The following is a 24,964-nucleotide window of genomic DNA, read 5'->3' on the forward strand; positions in this document are numbered from 1 at the left end:
AATAAAAAAGAAGCCCGACCGGCTTCTTACAGCGTTGATTTCGTTTCAGTCAAACGCAAGGACCTCGTGATTCCTTTTACATCGTAAAGCGGAAAAACCTTTATTTTTCTTTTAAATGGACATCAACCGCTGTCTTAACAATATTTCGATTCCCTATTTTAGATAAAACAAATAAAACTGCGGATAGCCATATCACCCCTATGGCCGTATAGATCAATGGATGAACAGCTGTGTTTGTGATCCATTCACTTATTAATGTTCTGGCATTTACCAGAATAATAAATCCTCCTACAAGCACACCCATCAATTGCGGATGAAACTTCTGCACCAGCCATGCTGCGATAGGGGCAGCGATAATTCCACCGGCCATTAGTGAAAACACCCATAACCAATTGACGTCCTCCCATCCTAATGAAATAAGAAAACCGGCAGTTGCAGATACGGCGATGGCAAATTCACTTGTGTCTACAGTCCCGACAACTTTCCTCGGGCTCAAGCCTTTGCGGGATAATAAAATCGGAGTGGTCACCGGTCCCCAGCCGCCTCCGCCTGTGGCATCTGCAAAACCAGCGATCACTCCCAATGGGATGGATTGTTTTCGGTTTAACGGCACATGCTTCTTCTCAAGAGCCGGCTTATATTGAAATAAAAACCTGATCAATACATATCCGCCCAGAAGGAGCAAAAACAAAGAAATATAGGGTTTCGCCACATCTCCAGGTAATTGGCTGAGGAATGCCGCGCCTAAAAAAGCGCCTATAGAGCCGGGAATGACAAGCTGATAAACGGTTTGTTTGTCAACATTGCCAAATTTAATATGCGACACTCCCGATGCGGCAGTCGTTACGACTTCCGCTAAATGGACAGAAGCTGAAGCCACAGCAGGTGTGATGCCAAACGCCAATAACAAAGAAGTTGAGGTAACTCCATAAGCCATACCTAACGAACCGTCTATTAACTGCGACAATAAACCAATAAATGCAAAAACGATTAATTTCTTCATCAGAACACCCCATCTATATCAATCAGATATTTTTGACTCTTCATTCGAATCTAACAATCTCTTGGCGCTTTCATATAAAAAATAAGAGGCTTTGATAATGGCAGTTTCATCAATTGTAAATGCAGGGTGGTGCCAATCATGATCACCGTCTGTTCCAAAAAACGCAAAGGATCCCGGAATATGCTCAAGATAATAAGCAAAATCTTCCCCCGCGGTTGATGGGGCGGGATCAATGACTTGAAGTTTCGCTTTATGCGCAGCGTCTCGCACCAGCCCCGTAATTGCCTCATCATTACAAAGCGGCGGCGGTCCGGAATGCCACTTCACATTTGCCTTTAACGAGAAAGCGGCAGAAATCTGCTCTGTGACTGCCAAAAAACGCTGTTTCACTTGATTACGAACCTCTGAATCAAATGTACGAACAGTGCCCTCAATGACAACTGTATCCGGAATGACATTCCAAGTGCTGCCGCCGTTGATTTTCCCTACGGTTAAAATCGCGCTTTGCAGCGGGTTTACATTTCTGCTCACAATCGTTTGCAGGGCGACAATAAGCTGAGAAGCGCCGACAATTGGATCAAAACCATTATGCGGCAATGCTGCATGAGCGCCTTTCCCTTCTATCTTTACTTTAAATCGGTCAACAGCAGCCATAAGCGGGCCTGTTTTTAACCCTACAGTCCCAACCGCGATATCCGGTTTATTGTGAAGGCCAATAACCGCATCAATGCCATCCAGTTGGCCGTCCTCTATCATTTTTGCAGCGCCTGCACCCGCTTCCTCTGCCGGCTGAAATAATAAACGAACCTTTCCTTTCAGACTGTCTTGATTTTCCTTCAATAAAAAGGCCGCACCAAGAAGCGCTGCCGTATGAAAATCATGACCGCACGCATGCATGATCCCTTTATGTTTAGACGCATAAGGCAATCCTGTTTTTTCTTCAATTGGCAAGGCGTCAATATCAGCCCTCAAAGCAATCGCCGGACCTTCTGACTCCCCTGCTATGTCTGCGAACACACCCGTTTTTAGAGCAGTAGGGCGAATCTGTATCCCCTTTTCTTTAAGGCATTTTTTTATAAAAGCAGTTGTTTCAAATTCTTCTTTTGACAGTTCAGGATATTGGTGCAGGTGCCGGCGAATGCCGATGAGCTGCTTTTCTAGCGTTGAGAGATTTACGGGATTAGACTCCTCTTTCAACGTCAGGATGTCATTTCCTGTAGTCTGATATGGATAGGAGCCTTCTATATTTCTCCAATAATCCAAAGACATATGTACCGCTCCTTTCCCTATCCCAATATATTTTCTTCAGACTCTTCAACATAAGATGAAATAAATCGGTTCAATTTATCAGCAAGACCGCCCGCCCCAAATCTTATATACTTGCTGGAAACTTTCGGATTATCTTCTTTCAAAAAGCTTAAAAAAGATAAAATATAAATGCGCCTGTAAGCTACTTGTGTAATTCCGTACTCAAAAAACCAGTTATCAATGACATTGTATACGCCTCGGTTGACGCCATATAGGTTGTTACATTTCTTGTAAAAGCAGAGATCCGGAAGATTTAACTCCTGATGGGAAAGCAGGCTTTCTTTTTTGTTCGGTGCCATAATCCCAATCAGCTCAAAGCGTTTTGCAACGCACGAAATATCCTTTTTAATTTGCTTTGTTAAAGACTCCAAAGAATCAAACCTTCTTTCTTCTCTAATTTTAAAGAGAATGCTGCATTCGATTTTTTCTCCATAGATGTCTCTATGAAAGTCAAACAAAAAAATCTCCAATGTCCTTTTAAGGTTAGAGCCCACCGTCGGTTTCACACCGATATTCATAACCCCTAAATGAAATTGGTGATTGACTGTCGCCAGAACTCCATAAACTCCATTACGCAGCCCATGCATTTTTGCATCTACATTTGCCGTGGGGAATCCAAGCTTTCTGCCTAATTGTTTTCCTTTCACAACCGTACCGGCAATGACCGTCAAAAAAGTCAGCCTCCCCTCTCTCAGCTTCCGCATTCGATCAGACGAAACCTAATGATGTGATGAATGTAAAACGGATTGATGCTGCGGAATGCCAAGACCGAGATTTTCCCGCAAGGTCCCGCCGCGATAATCTTGACGATAAAGCCCTCTTTCTTGAAGAATCGGAATCACCTTTTCTACAAAAGCATCAAGTGTACCCGGTATATCCGACCCAATGATAAACCCATCCGCCGCCTCAGCGTTGAACCAAGTTTCAATTAAGGATGCGACACGCTCTGGTGTTCCGATGAATAGAGTCCGTGGAAAAGCAATTTCCTGTGCTACCTCCCGCAATGTCAGATTTCTGGCTTTTGCTTCTCTCTTAATCCGGTCTGTTGTGCTTTGAAACGCATTCTTTCCCACATCGCCAATATCGGGAAATGGCTCATCCAACGGGTAAACACTCAGATCATAATCATCAAAAAAACGGGCCAAATAAGTAACAGCATTTTCAATCGGTATCAATTCTGCAAATTCACGATACTTCTTTTCCGCCTCTTCTTCCGTATCTGCCACAATCGGGCTGATTCCTGGAAAAATCCGCACACTTGAAGGATCACGCCCTTCATCAGCAGCTCGCCTTTTCACATCCGCATAAAACGCTTTTGTCTCTTCTAATGAATTGGAATGGGTAAAAATCGCATCCGCATTTTTAGCAGCAAACTGCCGGCCTGTTTCTGATGAACCCGCTTGAAACACTACAGGCTCTCCCTGCTTAGAGCGCCCGATATTCAAGGGTCCCTCTACTTGAAAATACTTTCCTTTATGATTCAGGCGATGAAGCTTCGCCGGATCGAAAAACTGCCCTGTTTTCTTATTGTGTATAAATGCGTCATGCTCCCAGGAATTCCACAGCCCGCGCACAACATCCAAATGCTCTTGTGCGATCTCGTAACGTTCAGTGTGTTCTGGCAAATTAGACTTACTATGGTTGCGTGCCGCTCCTTCCTGTGGAGAAGTAACAAGATTCCAGCCAGCCCTGCCCCCGCTGATATGGTCCAGCGACATCAATTGTCTGGAGATAGTGAATGGCTCAGTAAAAGATGTAGAGAACGTCCCTACTAAACCAATATTTTTGGTAACCGATGCCAGCGCAGATAAAATGGTAATCGGTTCAAAACGGTTTAAAAAATGAGGAATCGATTTTTCAGAAATAAATAAGCCGTCTGCAATGAAAATAAAACTAAACAAACCTTTTTCAGCTGTTTGCGCCTTTTTCATGTAAAATTCAATATTCGTGCTGGCCGAGGGATCAACATCGGGATGACGCCAGCCGTCAGTTGTTCCCCCGACACCGTGAATCATGGCTCCAAACTGAATAAAATCTGAACGTGTCATCTTTTTGCCTCCTTTATCTGTGCATGATTAGCAAGTGCAAGATCAAGGTGTTCAATGCCGATTTCAGTTATCCCTTGATAGTGATTGCCGCGCCCGATTTCGACCACAGGCACATGGCGTACCCCATATTTCGCCTGTAAAATATCTCGAAGTTCCTCTTTCTCTGAAACATCGATATTTTGGAACGGGAACCCTTTTTCATTCAAATAATTCTTGACTTCCTCACAATACGAACAGCCTTTTTTACTCCAAACCACAATGTTCAAAACATCACTCATTCTTCTGTCCCTCCTTAACGTTTTGCAGCTAAAACTGCATCGCTCAGCAGCTGATAAGACAGCTGTTTTTCTACAGCATTTTTGATAGGTGTAAAAATAACAAAATCATTGATTTTGTATGTGCCTGATAAACGTGTTAATTCTTCTGCCACTTCTTCCTTTGTTCCGGCAATAATCCCGGTTTTTTGCACGATGATGTCATAGGGCTCTGTGACGTTTTCCAGATAGGCCTCAGCCTGTTCGCGGGAACCGACGTTGACCTTACGCCCGTCTTTCAAAACCACTTTTATCGATTCACGCGACACAATATGTTTTTCCGCTTCTTCTTTTGTATGTGCCGCAAAAACAGCGGGGGCAAGATGAAATTCAGCCTCAGATCCTGGCGGGAGATGCGCGTCAAATGCTCGGCGGGCTTCCTTCAGCACTTCCTCTTCACCATTAATAAAGTAAGCAAAGACAAAAGAGATTCCCAGTTTTGCAGCCGAAATGGCACTCTCTGCGCTTCCTCCCAATAGAAAAATACCCGGCTTCCGATCAACCTGCGGCCTAGGACGCAATGCGGCATAGCGGTGGGTATCAGGAAAATCATCCCGAACGAAATGAGTAAGCTCCTCCAGTTTTTCATCAAACTGACGCACCGGTTTTTTATATTCGGCCTGCAGCGCGTCTGTGGACAGCTGAAACCCGCCGGGCGCTTTGCCCACTCCAAGATCTATACGGCCGGGAGCTAACGCTGATAGAAGATGGAATTGCTCCGCTACTTTATAAGAGCTGTAATGCTGCAGCATCACTCCGCCTGATGCTAAACGAATTTTTCTTGTGCTTGCAGCAAGATAGCCTAAAAGAACCTCGGGTGCAGACCCTGCAATCTCATCATTGTTGTGATGTTCGGCCACCCAAAATCGGTGATATCCACATTCTTCAGCCATTTGTGCCAATTTCACTGTATGCTGTAATGTATCAGCTGCTGTCTCCCCTTCACCAATCAAACTTTGGTCTAAAATACTTAAGCGGATCATATCACCGGCTCCTTTATGTGTTCTTTTGGTTCAAATAAATATTCCGGCGAAACACGGCGGAGAAACTGCCTCGTTCTGTCTTTTTTGGTATGGCGGAAGACTTCCTCCGGGGTTCCTTGTTCAACAATGACTCCTTCATCCATAAAAACAACTTGATCAGAGACCCTTCTTGCAAACTCCATTTCATGTGTAACAACAATCATGGTGGCTCCGGTTTTCACGATTTCCAGCATTACCTCAAGCACTTCACCGACCAGCTCCGGATCAAGCGCTGCCGTCGGCTCATCGAACAGCAGCACATCAGGATGAATGGCAAGCGCCCTTGCTATCCCTACCCTCTGCTTTTGTCCTCCCGATAACTGACTCGGATAAGCGTTCAATTTATCTTGAAGCCCGACCTTTCTCAGTTCATTTTCTGCTACGGCATACGCGTCTTGTTTTCTCATTTTCCGGGCAATCGTCAAGCCCTCCATGACATTTTCAATCACCGTTTTGTGAGCAAACAGGTGGTATTGCTGAAATACCATTGCCGTCTGTTTTCTGAGCCAGTGAACCTCTTTTTTGGACGGAAAGCTGCAATTAATCACTTTGTCATGTATAGAAATGATCCCTTCGTCTGGACGTTCTAATAAATTCAGGCACCGTAAAAAGGTGGTTTTCCCTGATCCGCTCGGCCCGATAATCGTCACAACTTCTCCCTTGCGTACCGTGAGATTTATCCCTTTTAATACATGGTGGATGCCAAACTGTTTATGGATATTTTTAATCTCAATCATAAAGTGCCTCCTTGAAATCTGGCTGCCTTTCTCTCTAATACTCCATTTACGGATTCTAGGATTAGAGTCAGCACCCAATAGATAATCGCTGCTCCGATAAACGCTTCTAAAAATGCATAATTATCAGAAGCAACGATAGTCGCCGTCCCTGTAATCTCTGGGACAGCCACTATAGCCGCGATAGAGGTGGTATGCAAAAAGCCGATACCCAAATTTGTGAAGTTTGGGATGGAAACCATCAGCGCCTGCGGCAATATTACACGCCGAAAGGTTTGGCTGTATGTCAAGCCGATTGAATAAGCCGCTTCGACCTGTCCGGTATCCATCGCCAGAATGCCCGACCGGATGATTTCTGTGAGATAAGCTCCGGCAGTTAAAGACAAGGCCATGATGACAAACATGGAGACCGGTATCTCATTGGCGGACCAGCCGAGATGAAAAAAACTGCTGACTTGATCTGCAACAGGCGGTATCCCTAAATAAATCAACATAATGTGAAGAATTGCAGGTGTACTTCGAAAGAAAGACACATAAAACCTTGAGCAAGCCACCAAGCCTTTAATTCTAAAAATTCTAACAATTATATTTCCAAGAGCCACGAGAAATCCAAACACAATCGGCAAAACAGCCATCATCAATGTCAGAGGAATGGTCTTTACCATTTCTTTCATGGCGGAAACGATAAATGGAAAGTCAAATTGCAATCTTCTCCCCCCTCATCCGAAGAAATATATCAATGTATGTTCATGTCAAAAACAGTAACAATCCTTGTTTGATTCTTCTTGATTCGTTTTTCTGCCACTCGAAAGAACCATTCACATAAAATCGCTACAGCATAATAAACAATCGATAGCGCAATGTAAACTTCAAGAGAATGGTTGCTTGAGGTGATCAATGTTTGGCCCCTTCCGGACATATCCATAACACCAATTGAAAAGGCTAGAGATGTATCTTTTAAAGAACTGATCACCATGTTTCCCATATTCGGAAACGCCTGGACAAGTGCCTGGGGCAGAACGATTCGCCTGAAGGCCTGACTACTGCTTAAGCCAATACTGTACGCCGCTTCCGTTTGGCCTTTATCTACACTGCCCACCCCCGCTCGAATGATTTCTGCGGCTGCCGCTGCATTGCTTAACGCGTAGGTTGCGACAGCAGCATAAAACGGGTCCATTTTTGATGTATCAATCCCGATAAGCCCCGTAAGCGCCGGGATTCCGTAAAACACGATGAAAAGCTGCACCATGATAGGCGTTCCCCTGAAAAATGAGATATACACTTTTGCCAATTGATTTACAATTGGAATATTGTAGATGCGGGGCAGTGCCAGAAAGAGCCCTAATACAAAACCGAAAAGCAAGGACAGTGTTAAAATGTATAATGTAACCGGTAAATAAGCGGTTAACGTCGGCACAAAATCTCCAATCATGTTCATATCAAACGCTTTTTCCATCACTGCTCCCTCTCTTTTTACCTAATACTGCTCTTTGGAATAGTCGTCACCAAGCCATTTCAAACTGAGCCTTTTCAACGTTCCATCATCAATGATTTCCTGTAAGGCTTTATCAATATCGTCACTTAACGTTTGTTCATTTTTGTTAAACATAAAATACACTTTGGCATTTGAAAGCACATTACCGACGGTTTTTTCTTTAATAGCGCTCGTCTTGTTTTGAAAGTCTACTGCAAAAGGCGTTGAGATCGTTGCGTCCGCACGCCCCGATTTCAGCTGATTCGCAGTCTCATTTGCGCCTTGGCCCTCATAGGCAATCTCAAACGGCCGTCCATTATCCTCATTCCATTTTTTCAGTACAAGCGCTCCGTTGGAGGTTGCACTCGTAATCACCCGTTTTCCTTTTAAGTCTTCAATTCCACGGATCGTATCGTTATTTTGAAGCACAGTAATTTTTAAAGGAAAATGGTTGTAAGCAACCTTGTTAAACAGAAATTTTTTCTCACGCTCTTTGTTTTTCTCCATTTGATGTGCCACGATATCGACTTTATGCTGTCCGAGGCTGACAAGCAGGTTGGAAAATTCCATCGTTTTAAATGTGAATTTATAATGTGGCAGGCGCTTATCAAGCTCTTTGATCAGTTCGACATCATAACCGGTTAAATCGCCTTTTTCATCGATAAAGCAAATATTCGGAAATTGGGTTCCAGTTCCGACCGTGATCGTCTGTACCTTCTTTTGCCCGGCTCCCGTCGTTTGACTGCCTGCACCGCAAGCTGACAGAACTGTTATAAGCGAAAATAATATTGCCATGAATGCTGCTTTCGTTTTCATCTCATCGCCCCATTTATTTTTCAAAACTTGATTTTGAATAATCTGCCCCGAGCCATTTTCGGCTTAGTTTTTTTAGCGTTCCGTTTTTCTCCAGCTTTTTAATCGCTTGATCTGTGTCATCCGCCAAGGTTTGGCTGCCTTTATTAAACATAAAGTACACCTCGGTATCTAATAACACGTCACCGACTGTCTTTTGGCGGAAGGCGTGCGTTTTATTCTGAAAATCGACGGCAAACGGTGTAGCTATCGTTGCATCTGCGCGACCGGTTTCAATTTGATTGGCGGTGTCATTGCTTCCCTGTCCCGCATATTTCAAATGAATCGGGCTGCCGTGCGTTTTGTTGTACTTTGTAATATAATCTGCCGCATTTGACGTGGCGCCAACTATGACTGTTTTTCCGTGTAAGTCTTTTAATGTATGAATCTTGTGATTATCCTCTTTCACCGTGATGTACATCGGCGAGTAGTTATATGGGACTTTATGATACAAAAAACGCTTTTCTCGTTCTTTATTTTTGGCCATATTGTGAGCAATCACATCAATTTTTTTATTTCCGAGACTCGTCAGCAAATTTGAGAAATCCATCGTTTTAAATTCAAATGTATATTGAGGCAACTCCTTATCGATGGCTTTCATCACTTCAATGTCATACCCGGTCAAATCGCCTTTTTCATTTAAAAACGCAATATTCGGAAAATCTGTTCCAGTGCCGACTATGACCGTTTGAGCCTGACGATCTGTTTTGTTATTTGTTTGCGAACATCCCCCGCCAAGTAATGCAAACACTGACAGCAGCAAAACCAATCCTTTACGCTTATTCATAGGCTGCCTCACATCATGCCCAGCTGGGCGCACCTAAAAGCGTTGGGTTAAATCGTTCCGGAATCAGAACCTTGTGCATCATCACACCTATGTCCCCGTCTTTTTCCTGCTCAAAATACACTTCATACCCTCTCCTTCTGTACATGTCAGCAAGCCAAGGATGCTTGCGCGCCGATGTGCCGAGTGTCAGCGCAGGAGCCTTCAGCATATCTCGAAGCACTTTTTCTTCAACATACGTAAGCAGCTTACTTCCGGCGCCTTGCCCTTTATATTCCGGCAGTGTCGCAAACCACCATACAAACGGATATTTTGAAGGAGGCGTCTCACTCTCCCACGGGAACCTGATTGTAATCGTTGAAATCAGCTTCCCATCCCGCTCCAGCACAATCGCTGAATGATGTTCAATATTTTCTGATACCATTTGGATATCAGCTCTCGTGGATGGCCAATCAATATCCAGCTGCCGAATGGGCTGAAATGCGCTGTTAACCAGTTTCAACAGCTCCGATGCATCTTCAACAGTTGCCAGTCGAAAAATATCCTCACTCATTTTTGTCACTCCTCTTCACAAAATATATAATTCCTATTTGTTTACTAAGCTTTTATTGTTTATACTATAAAGCATACTCTGATCTTTGACTAATCAAAAAAAGTAAACCTTCACTTCAGTAATTTTAATGATGAAAAACAGGAGGGAGCACATTGGAGTTACGCTCAATCAAAACGTTTCATACGATTGTAAAATTTGGAAGCTTCTATAAAGCTGCAGAAATACTCAACTACTCGCAGCCGACGATATCGATGCGTATGAAGCAATTGGAGCAGGATTTAGGCGTACTGCTGTTTGAAAGAGGAAAAAGCCTGCAGTTGACAAAAGCAGGGAAACTTTTTTATGAACGAACAGGAGATCTTTTGATACAATACGAGGCGCTTAAACACAACCTCTCCGACTTAAAAGAAGAAGAGGCAGGCATTATCAACATAGGGGTTTCAGAGCCAACCGCCAGTCTGATATTCCCCGAGATTTTAAAGAATTTCTTAAAGGATTACCCAAAGATAACAGTTAATATCAAGGTTGATGACGCCAATACCTGCAGTCAAAAGCTCTTAGACGGGACGATTGATTTTGCAGTCTGCGGCGAGCCGGAGCTGATTCTTGAAAATTACTACCATCCATTTTTTTATGACACATTAAATGTGATTGTATCTGATCAACATCCGCTCGCTGAGAAGAAGGCTGTCCATTTGTCTGATTTAGCAGAAGAGCGCTTCATATTTACGCCCTCCAATTGCCCCATTCGCTTACAAATTGAACAGCATTTACATAGAGAACTCGGGAATCGTTACAAAAAAATGGAGCTCACAAGCAGCATGTCACATGAATATTACGTACGTGAAAACATCGGAATTTCAATCTTTACCAGCACCGCACATTCTAAACCGTTCAACGGCACTAAAGTCATTCCAATTCTGAACCTGGATATCACCCCGCCCATAGGGCTGTTGACAAATCAAAAAGAAGTTCATTTTGACCGCGCCACGAAGGACTTGATCGCCCGGATAACCAAACGTTTTCAGCAGCGCAGCAAAGAATTGGAAGGAACCTCTGATAAGACCATTACAGGATAACTGAAAAAATAAAAACCACCTCCTGATTCATCAGGAGATGGTTTCACGGTTTAAAGCTCGATCGTCTCACCGACCGACATGACTTTGCCGACTCCGCCCGGCAGGCTGTCAGCGAATGCTTCTGGGTCTTGTTCGATGACCGGGAATGTATTGTAATGCACCGGCACGACCTGTTTTGCGCGCAGCCATTCAGCAGCAAGCTTGGCGTCTTCAGGCCCCATCGTAAAGTTATCGCCAATCGGAAGGAAAGCAAGGTCGATATGATTCAATTCGCCAATGAGTTTCATATCAGAGAAAAGAGCCGTATCGCCCGCGTGGAAAATCGTTTTATCTTCTACAGTCAGCAAAATACCGGCAGGCATGCCTGTGTAAGTGATCGTTTTGTTTTCTTCATCTGTGATGGCTGATCCATGAAAGGCCTGTGTGAGCTTCACTTTTCCAAAATCGAACTGGCGGGAGCCGCCAATATGCATTGGATGAACATTCAAGCCTTTCCAGCCTAAGTACACAGCGAGCTCGTTCGGGGCTATAACTAACGCGTTATTTTGCTTGGCGATTTGTTCAGTATCACCGACATGGTCATTGTGGCCGTGCGTTAGTAAGATGACATCCGCTTTTACATCCTCCGGCTTTATATCCGTTAATGAATTCCCTGTTAAAAACGGATCAAAAATAATATGATGGTCCTTCGTTTCCACTGTGATTACAGAATGTCCGTGATATGTCACTTTCATTTCTTTCACCTCGTCACATGATTTTGATTTTTTTATTTTCCCTTTTTAAAAAGCTGAAAAACTTATGTTGTTTGATTCTTGTTAATGACATTGAGGCCTCCGGTGGCTTCAATGACAGTCCCTGTCACAAGGTCTGAGTTCTCCTCACACAAGAAAGCGATAATCCGGGCGATATCCTCGCCTGTACCGGATCTTCCTATCGGCGTTTTTTCTTTGCCAATTCGCATTCTGGCTTCCTCTATCGATGCTTCTTTCATGTCGCCGACAATGTCTCCTGGGCAAACCATGTTGGCGGTTATGCCGAATTCGGCTTCTTCAATGGCAATTGTCTTCGTCAAAGAAGCCAAGCCCACTTTCGCAGCGCCAAATGCCGATCGGTGAAGCCAGCCGGGCGCGTGAGCCGCACCTTGGAATCCGTACGTAATGATGCGTCCAAATTGCTGTTTTCTCATAATAGGAATAACCGCTTTGAATAAATGAAAGACGGCGCTTAAATTTCCTTCCAGCATGCCATACCATTCATCATCAGTATAATCGGCTAACTTTTTACGTTCAAATATGTATGGTCCCGCGTTGTTAATCAAAAAGTCGATCCTTCCGAAGCGGTTTAAGGCAGCCTCTGCAATACGCAGCAGATCTTCTTTTTTGGTGACATCACCTTTTACAAATTGCAGCCGGTCAAGACAATCGGGACAGGCTTCCTTCAGGCGGCTGACTGCCTCCTCATCCTGTCTGTAATTGACTGTTACTGAATACCCCTTTGCAAGCAACGTTTCAGTCACTTTGCGGCCTAAACCCTTCGAACCGGCAGTAATTAAAGCATGTCGCACATGAATACCTCCCAAAGCAACGTCGCCGCTTTCAATAAAGTGTTTCTTCTTCTACTTTACTATAAAAGGCTTGCAATATCACTTTTTACACTTTGGCATACAAAAAAAGCTGTCTGTACAGACAGCTTATTCTGCAGGAGATGAAGACTCCTGATCAGGCATATCGACATAACCGCTTTGATACGCTTCTGAAATGAGCCTTGTTGTATCCTGGCTTTCTTGTTCATCATAAATATAGCGTTCCGGTTCTTTTTTCATCATTCTGCCTCCCATCATTATAGAGGTAGGTTGGCTATAATGACGGGATTTTATGAAGGAAATTTTAACAAACTCCTGCTGCCACGCAAGCTTTCGCTTTTTCAAGCGCCTGCTTTACCTGTTTGAATCCGGTGCCGCCGGCGCTCATTCTTTTTTCAACTGCGTAGTAAGGGTCTAACACAGTGTAAATATCTTCTTCAAATAGTGTGCTCGCCTGCTGAAACTCGCCAAACGGCATATCGCTTAAATAGATCCCTCTTTCGATGCATGTGTACACAAGTTTCCCGACCACTTCATGCGCTTCTCTGAACGGCATTCCTTTTTTAGCTAAATAATCGGCCAGTTCCGTCGCATTTGAAAAGTCTTGTTTTGTCGCTTGCTTCATGACGTCTTTGTTTACAGTCATAGTTTGGATCATGCCTGTGAAGATTTGCAGGCTGCCCTCCACCGTTTTCACCGTGTCAAACATGCCCTCTTTGTCTTCCTGCAGATCTTTGTTGTAAGCGAGCGGAAGTCCTTTCATGATCGTAAACAGCCCCATCATATCGCCGTATACGCGTCCTGTTTTGCCGCGGATCAGCTCCGCCATATCAGGATTTTTCTTTTGCGGCATCATGCTGCTTCCTGTTGCGTACGTATCGTCAAGCTCGATGAATTTAAACTCCTGCGAGCACCATAAAATGATTTCTTCAGAGAAACGGGATAGGTGCATCATCAGCATACTGCTGTTGCTTAAAAACTCCAAAATGAAGTCTCTGTCGCTGACGCCGTCCAAGCTGTTTTCATAAATGGCATCAAAGCCGAGCAGTTCCGCTGAATAATCACGGTCAATTGGGAAGGTTGTTCCCGCGAGCGCCCCGCAGCCGAGCGGAGATTTGTTAATCCGCTTCATTGAATCCTGAAAACGCTCCTTGTCGCGCTCAAGCATCCAGAAATACGCAAGCAGATGGTGAGCGAATGAAATCGGCTGGGCGCGCTGCAGATGTGTGTAGCCCGGCAGAATCGTTTCAACGTTCGCTTCCGCCTTTTCAATCAGCGCACTTTGGAATGCCTCAATCAGATCGATGATGTGGCCGACATGATTCTTCAAGTATAAATGCATGTCAGTCGCCACCTGGTCATTCCGGCTTCTGCCGGTATGCAGCTTGCCGCCAAGAGGACCGATTTCGTCAATGAGCATTTTCTCAATGTTCAAATGAATATCCTCATAATCGACTGAGAATTCCAATGCTCCCTCCTCTGCTTTTTGCAAAAGGGTATTCAGGCCCTCTCGGATTTTCAGCTCTTCTTCAGCTGTCAGAATACCGCATTTTTTCAGCATGGCAGCATGTGCGAGAGACCCTGTAATGTCTTCAGCAACTAAATTTTGGTCAAATGATATGGACGCGCCGAACTCGTCGACCCATTTTTCCGGTGTTTTTTGAAATCGGCCTCCCCAAAGCTTCTTCATGCTTTAATCTGCTCCTTCTTTTTCACGATGCTGTTCACTTTTGTCGGAAGTCCCCAAAGCTCGATAAATCCGATTGCTGCATGGTGATCAAATGCATCGTCTTTTGTATATGTTGCAAGTTTTTCATCATATAGAGAGTATTCCGATTTACGTCCTTCTACAATTGCATGGCCTTTAAACAGCTTCACGCGGACAATGCCTGTGACATGCTTTTGCGTTTCTTTTAAGAAAGCGTGCAGCGCATCTTTTAACGGTGAGAACCATAAGCCGTTGTAAATGATTTCTGACATTTTTTGCTCGATGATCGGTTTAAAGTGGGCTACCTCTTTCACCAGTGTCAAATCTTCTAATTCTTTATGTGCTTTGATCAGTGTCATCGCACCAGGGCATTCGTATACTTCCCGGGATTTAATGCCAACGAGGCGGTTTTCCACGTGGTCGATACGTCCGACACCGTGCGCGCCCGCCATTTCATTCAGCTTCAAGATCAGCTCAGAAAGCGAGTAGGAAACACCGTCAATGGAGACAGGCACGCCTTGTTCAAATGCAATTTCAATCACTTCCGGCGTGTCCGGCGTTTTTTCCAGCGGAGCTGTTAAATCGTATGCACCTTCTGGCGGCGCCGCCCATGGATCTTCTAAAATACCGCACTCATTGGCGCGTCCCCAGAGGTTTTGGTCGATAGAATACGGGCTGTCAAGATTGATCGGAATCGGAATGCCGCGGCTAGCCGCATATTCAATTTCTTCTTCACGTGACCACTGCCATTCGCGAACCGGCGCGATGACTTCTAGGTCAGGGTTTAATGATTTAATGGAGACTTCGAAACGAACCTGGTCATTTCCTTTCCCTGTGCATCCGTGGGCAATCGCCTGTGCATCTTCTTTTTCCGCAATTTCAACCAGTTTTTTCGCGATCAGTGGTCGAGATAATGCCGAAACAAGCGGATATTTTCCTTCATACATCGTGTGGGCCTGCAAAGAGATAAGCGCGTAATCCTGTGCAAATTCTTCTTTTGCATCGATCACGTAGGAGTTTGTCGCGCCGACTTCAAGCGCTTTCTGCTGAACAAATGCCAAATCTTTGCCCTCACCGACATCCAGACAGCAGGCGATGACATTATATCCTTGCTCCTGAAGCCATTTTATTGCGACGGAAGTATCAAGACCCCCTGAGTATGCTAATACGACTTTTTTCTGTTCTGACATGATAAAATTCCCCTCTCAACCGTGTTTCTATTTTGTATAAAAATAAATTATATTTAATAAAAATACATTTTGTATGTATACACTTTAACAAGTACGTTTCGTTTTTTCAAGCCTTTTATAAAAAAAACTTCACCTAAATTTCAGGTGAAGTTTCGTAGTATTTATTCATTTACTTGTCTTTTCTGATTTCTCTGACCACATGCGCAAGTTCGGGAATAATCAGCTTATTCATTGCCAGCTTTACCGCGCCGCTTGAGCCTGGCGTTGAGAAAACAGCGGTATGCTGAATGACGCCGGCAGTTGCTCTCGACATGATTGCGGCAGGGCCGATATCCTCTGTATAACTCAGCATCCTGAATATTTCTCCAAAGCCGGGCAGCTCTTTCGAAAACAACGGCGTTATGGCTTCAATAGTGACATCCCGATCTGCTATGCCTGTCCCTCCGTTTAAGAGTACCGCGTCTGTCTGTTCATCCATGCAGCCTGCAAGCACTGACCGCTGCAAAGCATCCTTTTCGTCTTTTACAATTTCATATGCAGCAATATGATGACCGGCTTCTTCTAAAAATGAGATCATCAGCTTGCCGCTTTTATCGGTTTCCTCTGTCCTCGTGTCACTGACAGTAATCACTTTGCACCGAACGATATCGGGAGCTTCTTGTTTATGCTCTTGAACGCTCATTGGCCCACCTCTTTTATGTTTTCTGTCTGTCACTATCATGCATCAACAAAAAAGCACATTCAAGAGAATGTGCTTTCATGCGATTTATTTTGCTAAACGAACAACGTCGCGCGCAATCATGACTTCTTCATCAGTCGGAATGATCATGACTTTTACTGGAGAATGCGGATAGCTGATGAAAGCTTCCTCGCCGCGCACGTTATTAAGCGCAGGATCCCAGTATACGCCCATGAATTCTAAACCGCGAAGAACGCGTTCTCTGACTTCCACACTGTTTTCACCGATACCGGCAGTAAAGATGATCGCATCTACACCGCTCATTCTTGCAGCGTAAGAACCGATGTATTTGTGGATTCTGCTTGCGAATACTTCAAGAGCCGTTTCCGCGCGCTCATTTCCTTCTTTCGTTGCTTCAACGATGTCACGAAGATCGCTTGAGAAACCGGAAATGCCGAGCAGTCCGCTTTTTTTGTTTAATGTATTCAATACTTCGTCAGCCGTTTGGCCTGTTTTCTCCATGATGTATGGAATCAGGGCAGGGTCGATGTTTCCAGAGCGTGTACCCATTGCTACACCGGCAAGCGGCGTAAAGCCCATGGATGTGTCAATTGATTTTCCGCCTTCAACAGCCGCAATACTTGCTCCGTTTCCAAGGTGGCAGGAAATCAGGCGCAAGTCTTTTAACGGACGGCCGAGAAGCTCTGCCGCACGCTCAGTTACATATTTATGTGAAGTGCCGTGGAAGCCGTATTTACGTATGCCGAATTTTTCATAGTATTCATACGGCAAGCTGTAAAGGTAAGACTGCTCAGGCATTGTTTGGTGGAATGCCGTATCAAATACAGCTACCGCAGGAACATTTGGAAGCACTTCTTTGAACGCTTTAATTCCAACGATATTTGCCGGATTGTGAAGCGGTGCCAATTCAGAAATATCTTCGATTTCCTTAATGGTTTCATCCGTTAATAAAACAGAATCGCTGAATTTTTCTCCGCCGTGAACGACACGATGGCCAATTCCGTCAATTTCATTCAAGTCTTTAATAATGCCGAATTCCGTTAACTTATTCAGCAGCATTTTAACAGCTACCGCATGATCCGGAATATCAGTTACTTCTGTATTTTTTTCGCCGTTCACAGAAATTGTGAATACACTGTCGGCGATACCGATTCGTTCAACTAAACCCTTCGTTAAAACGGTTTCTGAAGGCATTTCGAAAAGCTGAAATTTCAAAGACGAGCTTCCTGCGTTAATTGCAATAATTTTGGACATGATTGACGCTCCTTTATACTCTGTATCAACAACTTCGTTTTCGTACTTTTTTCCCGGTGAATATCAACATCTTCTCCGAAAAATATCTGACTTTTCCATTTAAACATTGTCATGTCGGCTTTTCAAGTCAACTTGCGTATTGATAACGCTTACAATAAGAAGTCGTTATTTTCAGACACATTCCCTATAGGTTTTGTATTGATGAACGCTTACAATTTGCGGTTTTTCCCTCTGTATTTTGTGTTTCAAAGCTGGATTCAATTCGTCAAGTCCGGTCTTCAAAAGCATAAATAAAAGCAGCTTAGGCATCGACCTCATACGGCTGCCTACGCTGCTTTTAAAACACTTACTTTTCTTTTTTAAACCATTCATCAAATTGAGCCATCATATCAAGCATCGCCTTTTGATTGGAGAAAGACGGAAGATTCGCAAGCAGAATTTGCCCCGGCGCTTTCGTATTCTCTCCTTGTTTCTGAAGCACAAGGATGCTTTTGGCATGAGCTTCGTCTTTAAAAATAGATTTTGGCAGCTGCAACAGTGCGTTGATATGAACCTTATCTTTGAAAAACTGTTTCAGCTTGCCGCTTTGGGAGCTCTCAAACAAATGATTCGGAATCATAAAAAATAAGTAGCCGCCCGGTTTGGTATGCTTGACGCTCTGTTCAATAAACAGATGATGAGCGAAGGAATGGCCTTCGTCAGCTTTGAGCTCAAACGCTTCTGCTCCTTCGTCATTCGGATAATAGCCGACTGGCAGATCACAAATGACCGTGTCAACTGGATCGATAAACAACGGCTCAAGGCTGTCTTGGTGGAAAAGCTCAAGCTCTTTTTTCAGAAGGTTCGCTTGGGCATAGGCGATCTTCAAGAGCACATCATCAATTTCAATGCCAAAGCTGTTTGCCGTTTTTTCAGACAGCTGGTTCAGCACGGTAAACAGAAGGTTCCCAGTTCCCAAGGCTGGATCAAGAATGGTCAGTTCCTTTTTGTCCGCCATAAACTTATTCACCAAATAGCTGATGAAAAGCCCGATCGTATCCGGCGTCATTTGTCTGTTTGGATGGGAGATATCTTTCATTCCTTTAAGGACGGCAAGCTGAAAAGCCTTGCGTACCCACTCATGCTCATACGTGCCGAATTCCGCTTTTTCAAGCAGAGCCTGAAGATGTTTGGTTTTCTGATCAGCAGGCAGTTTCAGCTGATCCGTTTTTTCAAGAAAATACATTTCTCCTGCTTCGGCCAGCGCCTCTATATATGAAATCTGCAATTCATTCTTTATCATAATCGCGGCTTCGTTTAACAGCTCATACACCGCACCTACATGGTCTTTTTGCATATTGTGTTCCTCCTTGCCATGAAAAAAGCTCCGGCGGCAGCCTGGAGCTTTTTTCCCTGCTTACTTCACTAATGCCTTAGCAGCCTCAATTGGCTTTTCATAGTTCGGGTGGTTTGTTGCTTCGCTTACATATTCAGCGTAAACGACTTTTCCGTTCTCATCAAGGACAAATACGGAACGAGCAAGCAGACGAAGTTCTTTAATATACACACCGAACGCTTCGCCAAATGACATATCTCTGTGGTCAGACAGTGTTTCCACTTTGTCAATTCCGTTAGCGCCGCACCAGCGCGCTTGCGCGAATGGAAGGTCTGCACTGATTGTGTAGACGTTAACATCTCCAAGCTTTGCAGCTTCTTCGTTAAAACGGCGTGTTTGTGCATCACAAACACCTGTATCAATTGAAGGGATAACAGAAATAATCGTTACCTTTCCTTTCATGTCAGCTAACGATTTTTCTTCAAGGCTGTTAGTCAGCACTGTGAAATCAGGAGCTTGATCTCCTACCTTCACTTCTTGTCCGACAAGTGTAACCGGACCGCCTTTGAATGTAATTTCAGCCATTATAATTCCTCCCTTTTGTATGTATGTCTCTATCATAGTAAAGTTTCCTGCAAACTGCAAAGTTTATGCCAAAAAAAAGTTAACTGCGGCCAGCGCAGTTAACCTTTTTTTAATAATTCATATTGTTCATTTGGTTTTGATTTTGGCCCTGGCCTTGGTTCTTGTTATTTTTCTTGAACATTTGCTGGATGCGTTCGAGTGTTTGAGGGGCTGCGTCTAAAATTTTCTCTATTAAATGGGTATTTTCATCTAAATGAAGCATTCTGATGCCTGTCGATCCGACAATTAAAAACGCGATCGGCGTAATGGACACACCGCCCCCGCTTCCGCCTCCGAAAGGAAGTTTCTGTTCTCTTGTCTCATCGTCTTCCGATTTCTTTTCGGCCGGCTTTCCGCCAAACTCGCTTCCGCCTGCGGCGAATCCGAATCCAACTTTAGAAACAGTTAAAATCACACTTCCATCAGGCGTTTCTACTGGATCTCCGATGATGGTGTTAACATCAATCATTTCCTTCAAGTTTTCCATTGCGGTTTTCATTAAACCTTGGATGGGATGGTCTGCCATATACGCTTCCTCCTTAAACTGATGAATCATTCTTTGAAGTCATTCTAGCCGACGGATTCTTCTTTAATACGGATAGCTCCCGTCCGTATTTGACGAATTTGAAAGCTGCAAGCATAGCATGTCCAAAGCGAAAAAAGAATATACACTGAAAATGGGTCTTGGAAACAGGGACTTGAAACGACGGGATCACCTCATAGACAGGTTTATTCACAAAGTCCAGGTGGTCGTAGAGCATTGCTGCGATACCGCCCTTCACGCCCCATACAGCACCTGTTAACACACCTGTCACTGCCGCGTCCTGAATTCCGATTACTGTAACCCATTCTAGTTTTGTGATATGTAAATGCGCGAGAAAAGACGCGCTGATTTTCCGTAGTCTGGTGACCTGATGCAAAAGCATTTCGATTTTATTAATGCTTTGCTGCACATCGTTTTGTGTAATTTTTTTCTTTCCGCTGCTTTTTTTCATTTTAGATTCAGTTTTTTGTTTGATATCCACTGTTCCGTCTTCTTTGTTCACCTTAATCGCCGGGATTGTTTTTTTGATCCTTATAAGGCCAAACAGCGCCGTAATCTTCAAGGTCAATTTGTCATTATCAGCGGCATGAAGATACTCCAGCGCGACATGGATTTTCATTCTGAGAAGCAGTACGATCCCTATGAGAATAAGAATGGCTGTCAGTACATACACCATATTCTTCACTTCCTCTAGGAGCATTATCGCCAATTCCTAAAAAAATAAACCCGGACGGAGGTCCGGGTTATCGGTTATTTGCGGTATAATTTTTCATGCACCACGGTGGTATCCGCGATGTAATCATGAATCCCTTGTTTTGTAGGTGAAAAAGCAACAACGATATATAAAATCCAAATCTTATCAATATACCGTCCAACCACTTCACGAAAAATCACTGTACTCCATGTCAGCTTGCTATCTTGCTTCACAGAAACCACTTTGAGGCCGAACACCATTTTACCAAGCGTCTGCCTGAAGTATTTAGTCATTAGTGCGAAGTAGGCAAGATACACAATAAGCGTTGTCACACTGTAGGCCGAGAAGGTAAACATGCCGGATGTTTTCGGCAGATCCAATACGGTAAAGAGGGGAGAAACGAGCAAATGGTTTAATCCCCATATCACGAGCCAATCAAGCAGGAAAGCCCAGAAACGAACCCAAAAGCCAGCATAGGCATGTGTCAGCTGCTCCGCTTCTTGCGGGCCTTTGATGTCATTGCGCTCTAACTCTTCATATGTCGCGTCCATTATTGTTCCCTCCTACTTCGCATAGAGATACATCATTCTCGGCGAACCGGATTGCGATAGAATTTCTCTCATATTCAAAAAATCAATTTCACTTTTAAACATTTTGTTCGCGCCCATGGAAAACAGTGAGCCTAATCCGAAGCTTTCCTCATAAGAAATGACAGAGGCGTTTTTCAAATCCTTGTGATCCTTTTTCATGGCCGTAATGGTATCGTCATAAAAACCAAGCTCATCAACGAGGTTCAGTTTTTTCGCCTGCCGTCCGTCATACACGCGGCCGTCCGCAATTTTCTTTACCTCTGCTTTCGACATGCCGCGCCCTTTTGAAATGACATCAACAAAGCCTTCATACGAATTATCAACCATCGATTGCATGATGTTTTTTTCTTCTTTCGTCATCTCACGGGAAGGAGACATAATGTCCTTATGGGCCCCGCTCTTAATCGTTTCATAAGAAATGCCAAGCTTATCGGCAAGCTTTGAATAATTGACGCTTTCCATAATGACGCCGAGTGACCCGGTCAGGGTTTCCGGTGTCGCAAAAATCTTATCAGCCGCTGTTGAGATGTAATAGCCTCCTGATGCTGCCATCGAACCCATTGACACGTAAATCGGTTTTTTCGTTTCTTTCTTGATTTCTTCCAGTTTCTTATGTATTTCAGCACTTTCATACACTCCGCCACCTGGAGAATTCACCTTCAGAACGATACCTTTGACCGTCTTGTCATCTTTTGCGCGCTCAAGGTTTTTTAAGAACGTTCTGTGGTTATATCCGTCTGCACCAAGCAGACTGCTTGAGTCCCCATTATCCTGAATGGTGCCGCTGACCTCTAATACGGCAATTTTACTTGAGAGACTGCCGTTTTCCAGCGTCTTTTCCTGCGATTCATCCGTCAGTGATGTGAGATCCGTTTGAGCGCCTTTGACGCTTTCAAAGAAACTCATAGAGATGCTGACGATAATAGACACGCCGAAAATCCCCAGAGCAATCACTAATGCAATCCATCTTTTTGCATTCATTTTTTCTCCTCCTTTTTCCTAAACTCTCTCATTATACGATTCAATATGAAAAATGTTTCACTTCATGAGAAAGCTCCGGCTTAACGGGCTGCCGGCAAACGTGGTACACTTATGGCCAAAGGTATTTTATCACAAATACTGGATGGCAGAAAAACTTAAATATGACAGCAAAGGGGAAATGGGATATGACCGATCAACGCCGTAATGTTTATTTTTTTCACAAACAGGATCAGGAAACGAACGAACAAGCCCGCTCGTTAACACAATTAGCGGAAGAGCATGGATTTACCGTTGTGAACCAGCACTCAGACGCCAATATTATCGCTAGCATTGGCGGGGACGGCACATTTTTGCAGGCAGTCAGAAAGACGAATTTTCGTGACGACTGCTTGTACGTCGGCATTACCAAAAAGGGGAAAGCTCATTTATATTGCGACTTTCATAGTGATGAGCGAGAAAAAATGGTCGATGCAATGACGTTTGAACAAATTGAAGTGAGAAAATACCCGCTGATTGAAGTGACAGTGGATCAAGCCAGTCCTTTTCACTGCTTAAACGAGGTATCCATCCGCTCAAGCATCATCAAAACCTTTGTGATGGACGTGCTGATTGACGATCTGCACTTTGAAACGTTTAGAGGTGACGGAATGATTATCTCAACGCCTACAGGGAGCACCGCCTATAACAAGTCTGTTGCAGGAGCTGTTGTTGATCCATTGCTTCCATGCATGCAGGTATCAGAGCTTGCATCCCTTAACAATAATACCTACCGGACACTCGGCTCGCCATTTGTCCTCAGCTCTGACCGAAAGCTGACCCTTCGTGTGGTGCAGGACGGCAACGAACACCCAATCATCGGCTTGGACAATGAAGCACTCAGCACGAGAAATGTGAAAACGATCGAAATCAAACTGTCTAATAAGAAAATCAAAACAGTCAAACTAAAGGACAATTCATTTTGGGAAAAAGTGAAGCGTACTTTTTTATAGAAAATAAAAGGACAGGCTGCTGCCTGTCCTTTTATGATTTCTCATATACAATCTGGCCGTTAATCACGGTTTTTTTAATCTCTAAAAGATGAAGCTGTGCGGGGTCAATGGCAAACGGATCACCACTGAGAACTGTAAAATCCGCGTCATAGCCTTCCGCAATTTTTCCGCGTGACTTCTCTTTATAAATGATACCGGCGCTACCTTCTGTATAAAGCTTTATCGCTTCATATACAGGTAAACATTCACTTTCATTATAGCTTGGCCCGTTTTGCTCATGACTGCTTTTCCGGAGGACCGCGGACTGGATCCCTAGAAGCGGGTCAACAGGCTCAATCGGGGCGTCTGAACCGCCCGCGCATAAAATGCCTTTAGATATGAGGGTTTTCCAGGCAAATGCAGTCTTCATCCGGTCTTTTCCGAGACGGTCAATGACCCACGGAAAGTCGCTTGCAACGAAATGCGGCTGAAGATCAAGTGCGATCGGCATGCGTGCTGCTCTCTCGATTAATTCGTTATCAAGCACTTGAGCATGAATAAGCCGATCATGCCGGCCGTTTTTGGGCGGATGCTTTTCTATTGCGTTCAGCACTTTTTCAAAAGCAAGATCGCCGATTGCATGAACAGCAACCTCCATCCCTTTTTCTCTCGCTTTGCGAATGAGCCGGCCAAGGGTTTCGTCATCGTGAACCTGAACACCATTTGTTGATGGATCATCCTGATATGGTTCTTTCAATAAAGCCGTTCTCCCGCCAAGCGCCCCGTCCGCAAAGATTTTCATCGCACCGAACTCCACATACGGGCCGGACGGTTTCTCCAGCTGCTCCCATCGATCGACCGCTTCATGATGAACGAGCAAATGGCAGCGGAACGGATACTTTCCGCCAGCGGCAGCTTTCTCATAAGCTTTCAACGGCACCGAAACATCACCATAATAGGACAAGTCTTCCGAATGACCGCCCGTCAGGCCTTTTGTCCAGCAATCCTTTATTGCAGCCGTTAATGCCTCATCAACATAGTGCTGGGAGACTGGCGGGACAGCCTTCAGAATCAAATCCTGCGCCTTATCAAACAGGAGTCCGGTCGGCTCGCCATTTGCATCTTTTACGATGACTCCGCCGTCAGGATCAGGAGTATTTCTTGAAATTCCCGCTGCTTGAAGAGCCGCAGAATTGACAGCTATTGCATGCCGGCATATACGCTTGAGCAAGACGGGCCTGTCAGGAAACAGGCGATCAAGATCATGCTTAGTCAAGTAGTCAGGTGTCTCAAACTGATTTTCATTCCAGCCTTCTCCAATGAGCCAATCGTTTTTAGGAAGCTGCCGCTCTCTTTCCTTCGCAGCCTGTAAAATTGAATCTTTCGACGTCAGTGCGGACAGATCGAGCTGAAGCTGTTTCTCACCGTGGCCGATCAAATGTAGATGGCTGTCAACAAAACCGGGGAACATCACTGCTCCGTTCAGGCTGATTTCTTCTGTTTCCGGCGACCCGTACTTTTCCTTCAAACGTTCATAGCTGCCGGTGCCTTTTATAACACCATCCTCAACATAAACTGCCTCAGTCCGATCGCCTTCTTCGAGCATCGTATAAATGAAACCGCCGTGCCATATCGCCTTCATT

At 44.3% G+C, this 24,964-nt stretch carries 29 protein-coding genes; 2 read left to right on the forward strand and 27 right to left on the reverse strand.

Going from position 1 to position 24,964, the window contains the following annotated elements; translation table 11 throughout:
* Nucleotides 1–100: 100 nt before the first annotated feature.
* Genes NSQ16_RS14820 through snaA form a run of 12 tightly spaced genes read right to left on the reverse strand, consistent with a single transcriptional unit; the run spans nucleotide 101 to nucleotide 10,092 of the window.
* Entirely contained in the window at nucleotides 101–1,003 is a 903-nt protein-coding gene (locus NSQ16_RS14820; RefSeq protein WP_128474184.1) for a sulfite exporter TauE/SafE family protein, read from the reverse strand.
* Between the two features lie 18 nt (nucleotides 1,004–1,021).
* Nucleotides 1,022–2,272 carry an S-alkyl-N-acetyl-metabolite deacetylase SndA gene (gene sndA / locus NSQ16_RS14825; protein WP_217024324.1) on the reverse strand — a complete coding sequence of 417 codons (1,251 nt, stop codon included), beginning with the start codon at nucleotides 2,270–2,272 and terminating at the stop codon, nucleotides 1,022–1,024.
* A 17-nt stretch (nucleotides 2,273–2,289) separates the two neighbouring features.
* The gene (gene ribR, locus NSQ16_RS14830; RefSeq protein WP_160221739.1) at nucleotides 2,290–2,982 is read right to left on the reverse strand and encodes an RNA-binding riboflavin kinase RibR; all 693 of its coding nucleotides are present in this window, start codon (nucleotides 2,980–2,982) and stop codon (nucleotides 2,290–2,292) included.
* A 48-nt stretch (nucleotides 2,983–3,030) separates the two neighbouring features.
* Entirely contained in the window at nucleotides 3,031–4,359 is a 1,329-nt protein-coding gene (locus tag NSQ16_RS14835; protein WP_128474187.1) for an LLM class flavin-dependent oxidoreductase, read from the reverse strand.
* Nucleotides 4,356–4,637, reverse strand: coding sequence for a glutaredoxin family protein (locus tag NSQ16_RS14840; RefSeq protein WP_019712897.1), 282 nt, complete (start codon nucleotides 4,635–4,637; stop codon nucleotides 4,356–4,358). The genes NSQ16_RS14835 and NSQ16_RS14840 overlap by 4 nt, the downstream gene beginning before the upstream one ends.
* 14 nt (nucleotides 4,638–4,651) lie before the next feature.
* Nucleotides 4,652–5,656, reverse strand: a complete 1,005-nt coding sequence (locus NSQ16_RS14845) for an LLM class flavin-dependent oxidoreductase (RefSeq protein ID WP_128753642.1) — start codon at nucleotides 5,654–5,656, stop codon at nucleotides 4,652–4,654.
* Nucleotides 5,653–6,432: a sulfur-containing amino-acid ABC transporter ATP-binding protein TcyN gene (tcyN, locus tag NSQ16_RS14850; protein WP_003229383.1), complete on the reverse strand. Its 780-nt coding sequence runs from the start codon at nucleotides 6,430–6,432 to the stop codon at nucleotides 5,653–5,655. The genes NSQ16_RS14845 and tcyN overlap by 4 nt, the downstream gene beginning before the upstream one ends.
* Nucleotides 6,429–7,136 (reverse strand): sulfur-containing amino acid ABC transporter permease TcyM, encoded by a 708-nt coding sequence (tcyM, locus tag NSQ16_RS14855; RefSeq protein WP_019712895.1) that lies wholly within the window; start codon nucleotides 7,134–7,136, stop codon nucleotides 6,429–6,431. Before tcyM ends, tcyN begins: the two co-directional genes overlap by 4 nt.
* A gap of 29 nt (nucleotides 7,137–7,165) precedes the next feature.
* Nucleotides 7,166–7,885, reverse strand: coding sequence for a sulfur-containing amino acid ABC transporter permease TcyL (gene tcyL / locus NSQ16_RS14860; RefSeq protein ID WP_128753643.1), 720 nt, complete (start codon nucleotides 7,883–7,885; stop codon nucleotides 7,166–7,168).
* Nucleotides 7,886–7,906: 21 nt separating this feature from the next.
* Complete coding sequence (tcyK, locus tag NSQ16_RS14865; RefSeq protein ID WP_160221740.1) at nucleotides 7,907–8,719, reverse strand: sulfur-containing amino acid ABC transporter substrate-binding protein TcyK; 813 nt, start codon at nucleotides 8,717–8,719, stop codon at nucleotides 7,907–7,909.
* Nucleotides 8,720–8,732: 13 nt separating this feature from the next.
* Nucleotides 8,733–9,542 carry a sulfur-containing amino acid ABC transporter substrate-binding protein TcyJ gene (gene tcyJ, locus NSQ16_RS14870; RefSeq protein WP_015251465.1) on the reverse strand — a complete coding sequence of 270 codons (810 nt, stop codon included), beginning with the start codon at nucleotides 9,540–9,542 and terminating at the stop codon, nucleotides 8,733–8,735.
* Nucleotides 9,543–9,555: 13 nt separating this feature from the next.
* Complete coding sequence (snaA, locus tag NSQ16_RS14875) at nucleotides 9,556–10,092, reverse strand: N-acetyltransferase SnaA (protein ID WP_015251464.1); 537 nt, start codon at nucleotides 10,090–10,092, stop codon at nucleotides 9,556–9,558.
* 152 nt (nucleotides 10,093–10,244) lie between these two features.
* On the opposite strand from snaA, the gene ytlI reads away from it, so the two are divergent.
* Entirely contained in the window at nucleotides 10,245–11,171 is a 927-nt protein-coding gene (ytlI, locus tag NSQ16_RS14880; RefSeq protein WP_160221741.1) for a LysR family transcriptional regulator YtlI, read from the forward strand.
* Nucleotides 11,172–11,221: 50 nt separating this feature from the next.
* Here ytlI and NSQ16_RS14885 read toward each other — a convergent pair whose 3' ends face one another.
* The 14 genes from NSQ16_RS14885 to sppA form a co-directional block, all read right to left on the reverse strand.
* Nucleotides 11,222–11,905, reverse strand: coding sequence for a metal-dependent hydrolase (locus NSQ16_RS14885; protein WP_003245964.1), 684 nt, complete (start codon nucleotides 11,903–11,905; stop codon nucleotides 11,222–11,224).
* Nucleotides 11,906–11,967: 62 nt separating this feature from the next.
* Complete coding sequence (locus tag NSQ16_RS14890) at nucleotides 11,968–12,735, reverse strand: SDR family oxidoreductase (protein WP_004398521.1); 768 nt, start codon at nucleotides 12,733–12,735, stop codon at nucleotides 11,968–11,970.
* A gap of 126 nt (nucleotides 12,736–12,861) precedes the next feature.
* On the reverse strand, nucleotides 12,862–12,993 hold the full coding sequence (locus tag NSQ16_RS14895; protein WP_327839341.1) for a hypothetical protein: 132 nt from the start codon (nucleotides 12,991–12,993) through the stop codon (nucleotides 12,862–12,864).
* A 64-nt stretch (nucleotides 12,994–13,057) separates the two neighbouring features.
* Complete coding sequence (gene argH, locus NSQ16_RS14900) at nucleotides 13,058–14,443, reverse strand: argininosuccinate lyase (protein WP_160221742.1); 1,386 nt, start codon at nucleotides 14,441–14,443, stop codon at nucleotides 13,058–13,060.
* Entirely contained in the window at nucleotides 14,440–15,651 is a 1,212-nt protein-coding gene (locus NSQ16_RS14905) for an argininosuccinate synthase (protein ID WP_003229357.1), read from the reverse strand. Before NSQ16_RS14905 ends, argH begins: the two co-directional genes overlap by 4 nt.
* A 169-nt stretch (nucleotides 15,652–15,820) precedes the next feature.
* Nucleotides 15,821–16,333, reverse strand: a complete 513-nt coding sequence (locus NSQ16_RS14910) for a molybdenum cofactor biosynthesis protein B (protein WP_021480306.1) — start codon at nucleotides 16,331–16,333, stop codon at nucleotides 15,821–15,823.
* 84 nt (nucleotides 16,334–16,417) lie between these two features.
* Nucleotides 16,418–17,605: an acetate kinase gene (locus tag NSQ16_RS14915; RefSeq protein ID WP_003223511.1), complete on the reverse strand. Its 1,188-nt coding sequence runs from the start codon at nucleotides 17,603–17,605 to the stop codon at nucleotides 16,418–16,420.
* Between the two features lie 171 nt (nucleotides 17,606–17,776).
* Nucleotides 17,777–17,980: a hypothetical protein gene (locus tag NSQ16_RS14920; protein WP_173614242.1), complete on the reverse strand. Its 204-nt coding sequence runs from the start codon at nucleotides 17,978–17,980 to the stop codon at nucleotides 17,777–17,779.
* Nucleotides 17,952–18,941: a class I SAM-dependent methyltransferase gene (locus NSQ16_RS14925; protein ID WP_042974972.1), complete on the reverse strand. Its 990-nt coding sequence runs from the start codon at nucleotides 18,939–18,941 to the stop codon at nucleotides 17,952–17,954. Before NSQ16_RS14925 ends, NSQ16_RS14920 begins: the two co-directional genes overlap by 29 nt.
* A 60-nt stretch (nucleotides 18,942–19,001) precedes the next feature.
* Nucleotides 19,002–19,505, reverse strand: coding sequence for a thiol peroxidase (gene tpx, locus NSQ16_RS14930; protein WP_003223506.1), 504 nt, complete (start codon nucleotides 19,503–19,505; stop codon nucleotides 19,002–19,004).
* A gap of 109 nt (nucleotides 19,506–19,614) precedes the next feature.
* Complete coding sequence (ytfJ, locus tag NSQ16_RS14935; protein ID WP_003223504.1) at nucleotides 19,615–20,070, reverse strand: GerW family sporulation protein; 456 nt, start codon at nucleotides 20,068–20,070, stop codon at nucleotides 19,615–19,617.
* Nucleotides 20,071–20,083: 13 nt separating this feature from the next.
* Nucleotides 20,084–20,764 (reverse strand): DUF2953 domain-containing protein, encoded by a 681-nt coding sequence (locus tag NSQ16_RS14940; RefSeq protein WP_015483561.1) that lies wholly within the window; start codon nucleotides 20,762–20,764, stop codon nucleotides 20,084–20,086.
* 74 nt (nucleotides 20,765–20,838) lie between these two features.
* Nucleotides 20,839–21,333, reverse strand: coding sequence for an RDD family protein (locus NSQ16_RS14945; RefSeq protein WP_014477652.1), 495 nt, complete (start codon nucleotides 21,331–21,333; stop codon nucleotides 20,839–20,841).
* Between the two features lie 12 nt (nucleotides 21,334–21,345).
* Complete coding sequence (gene sppA / locus NSQ16_RS14950; RefSeq protein ID WP_069703824.1) at nucleotides 21,346–22,353, reverse strand: signal peptide peptidase SppA; 1,008 nt, start codon at nucleotides 22,351–22,353, stop codon at nucleotides 21,346–21,348.
* A 185-nt stretch (nucleotides 22,354–22,538) separates the two neighbouring features.
* Here sppA and NSQ16_RS14955 point away from each other — a divergent pair, with 185 nt between their 5' ends.
* A complete protein-coding gene (locus NSQ16_RS14955) occupies nucleotides 22,539–23,342 on the forward strand; it encodes an NAD kinase (RefSeq protein ID WP_004399091.1) in 804 nt (267 codons plus the stop codon).
* Between the two features lie 31 nt (nucleotides 23,343–23,373).
* Here the strand turns inward: NSQ16_RS14955 and NSQ16_RS14960 are convergent, their stop codons facing one another.
* The gene (locus tag NSQ16_RS14960) at nucleotides 23,374–24,963 is read right to left on the reverse strand and encodes an amidohydrolase (protein ID WP_087962084.1); all 1,590 of its coding nucleotides are present in this window, start codon (nucleotides 24,961–24,963) and stop codon (nucleotides 23,374–23,376) included.
* Nucleotide 24,964: the final 1 nt, after the last annotated feature.

The organism is Bacillus sp. PS108 (assembly GCF_037963335.1).
Lineage (GTDB): Bacteria > Bacillota > Bacilli > Bacillales > Bacillaceae > Bacillus > Bacillus subtilis.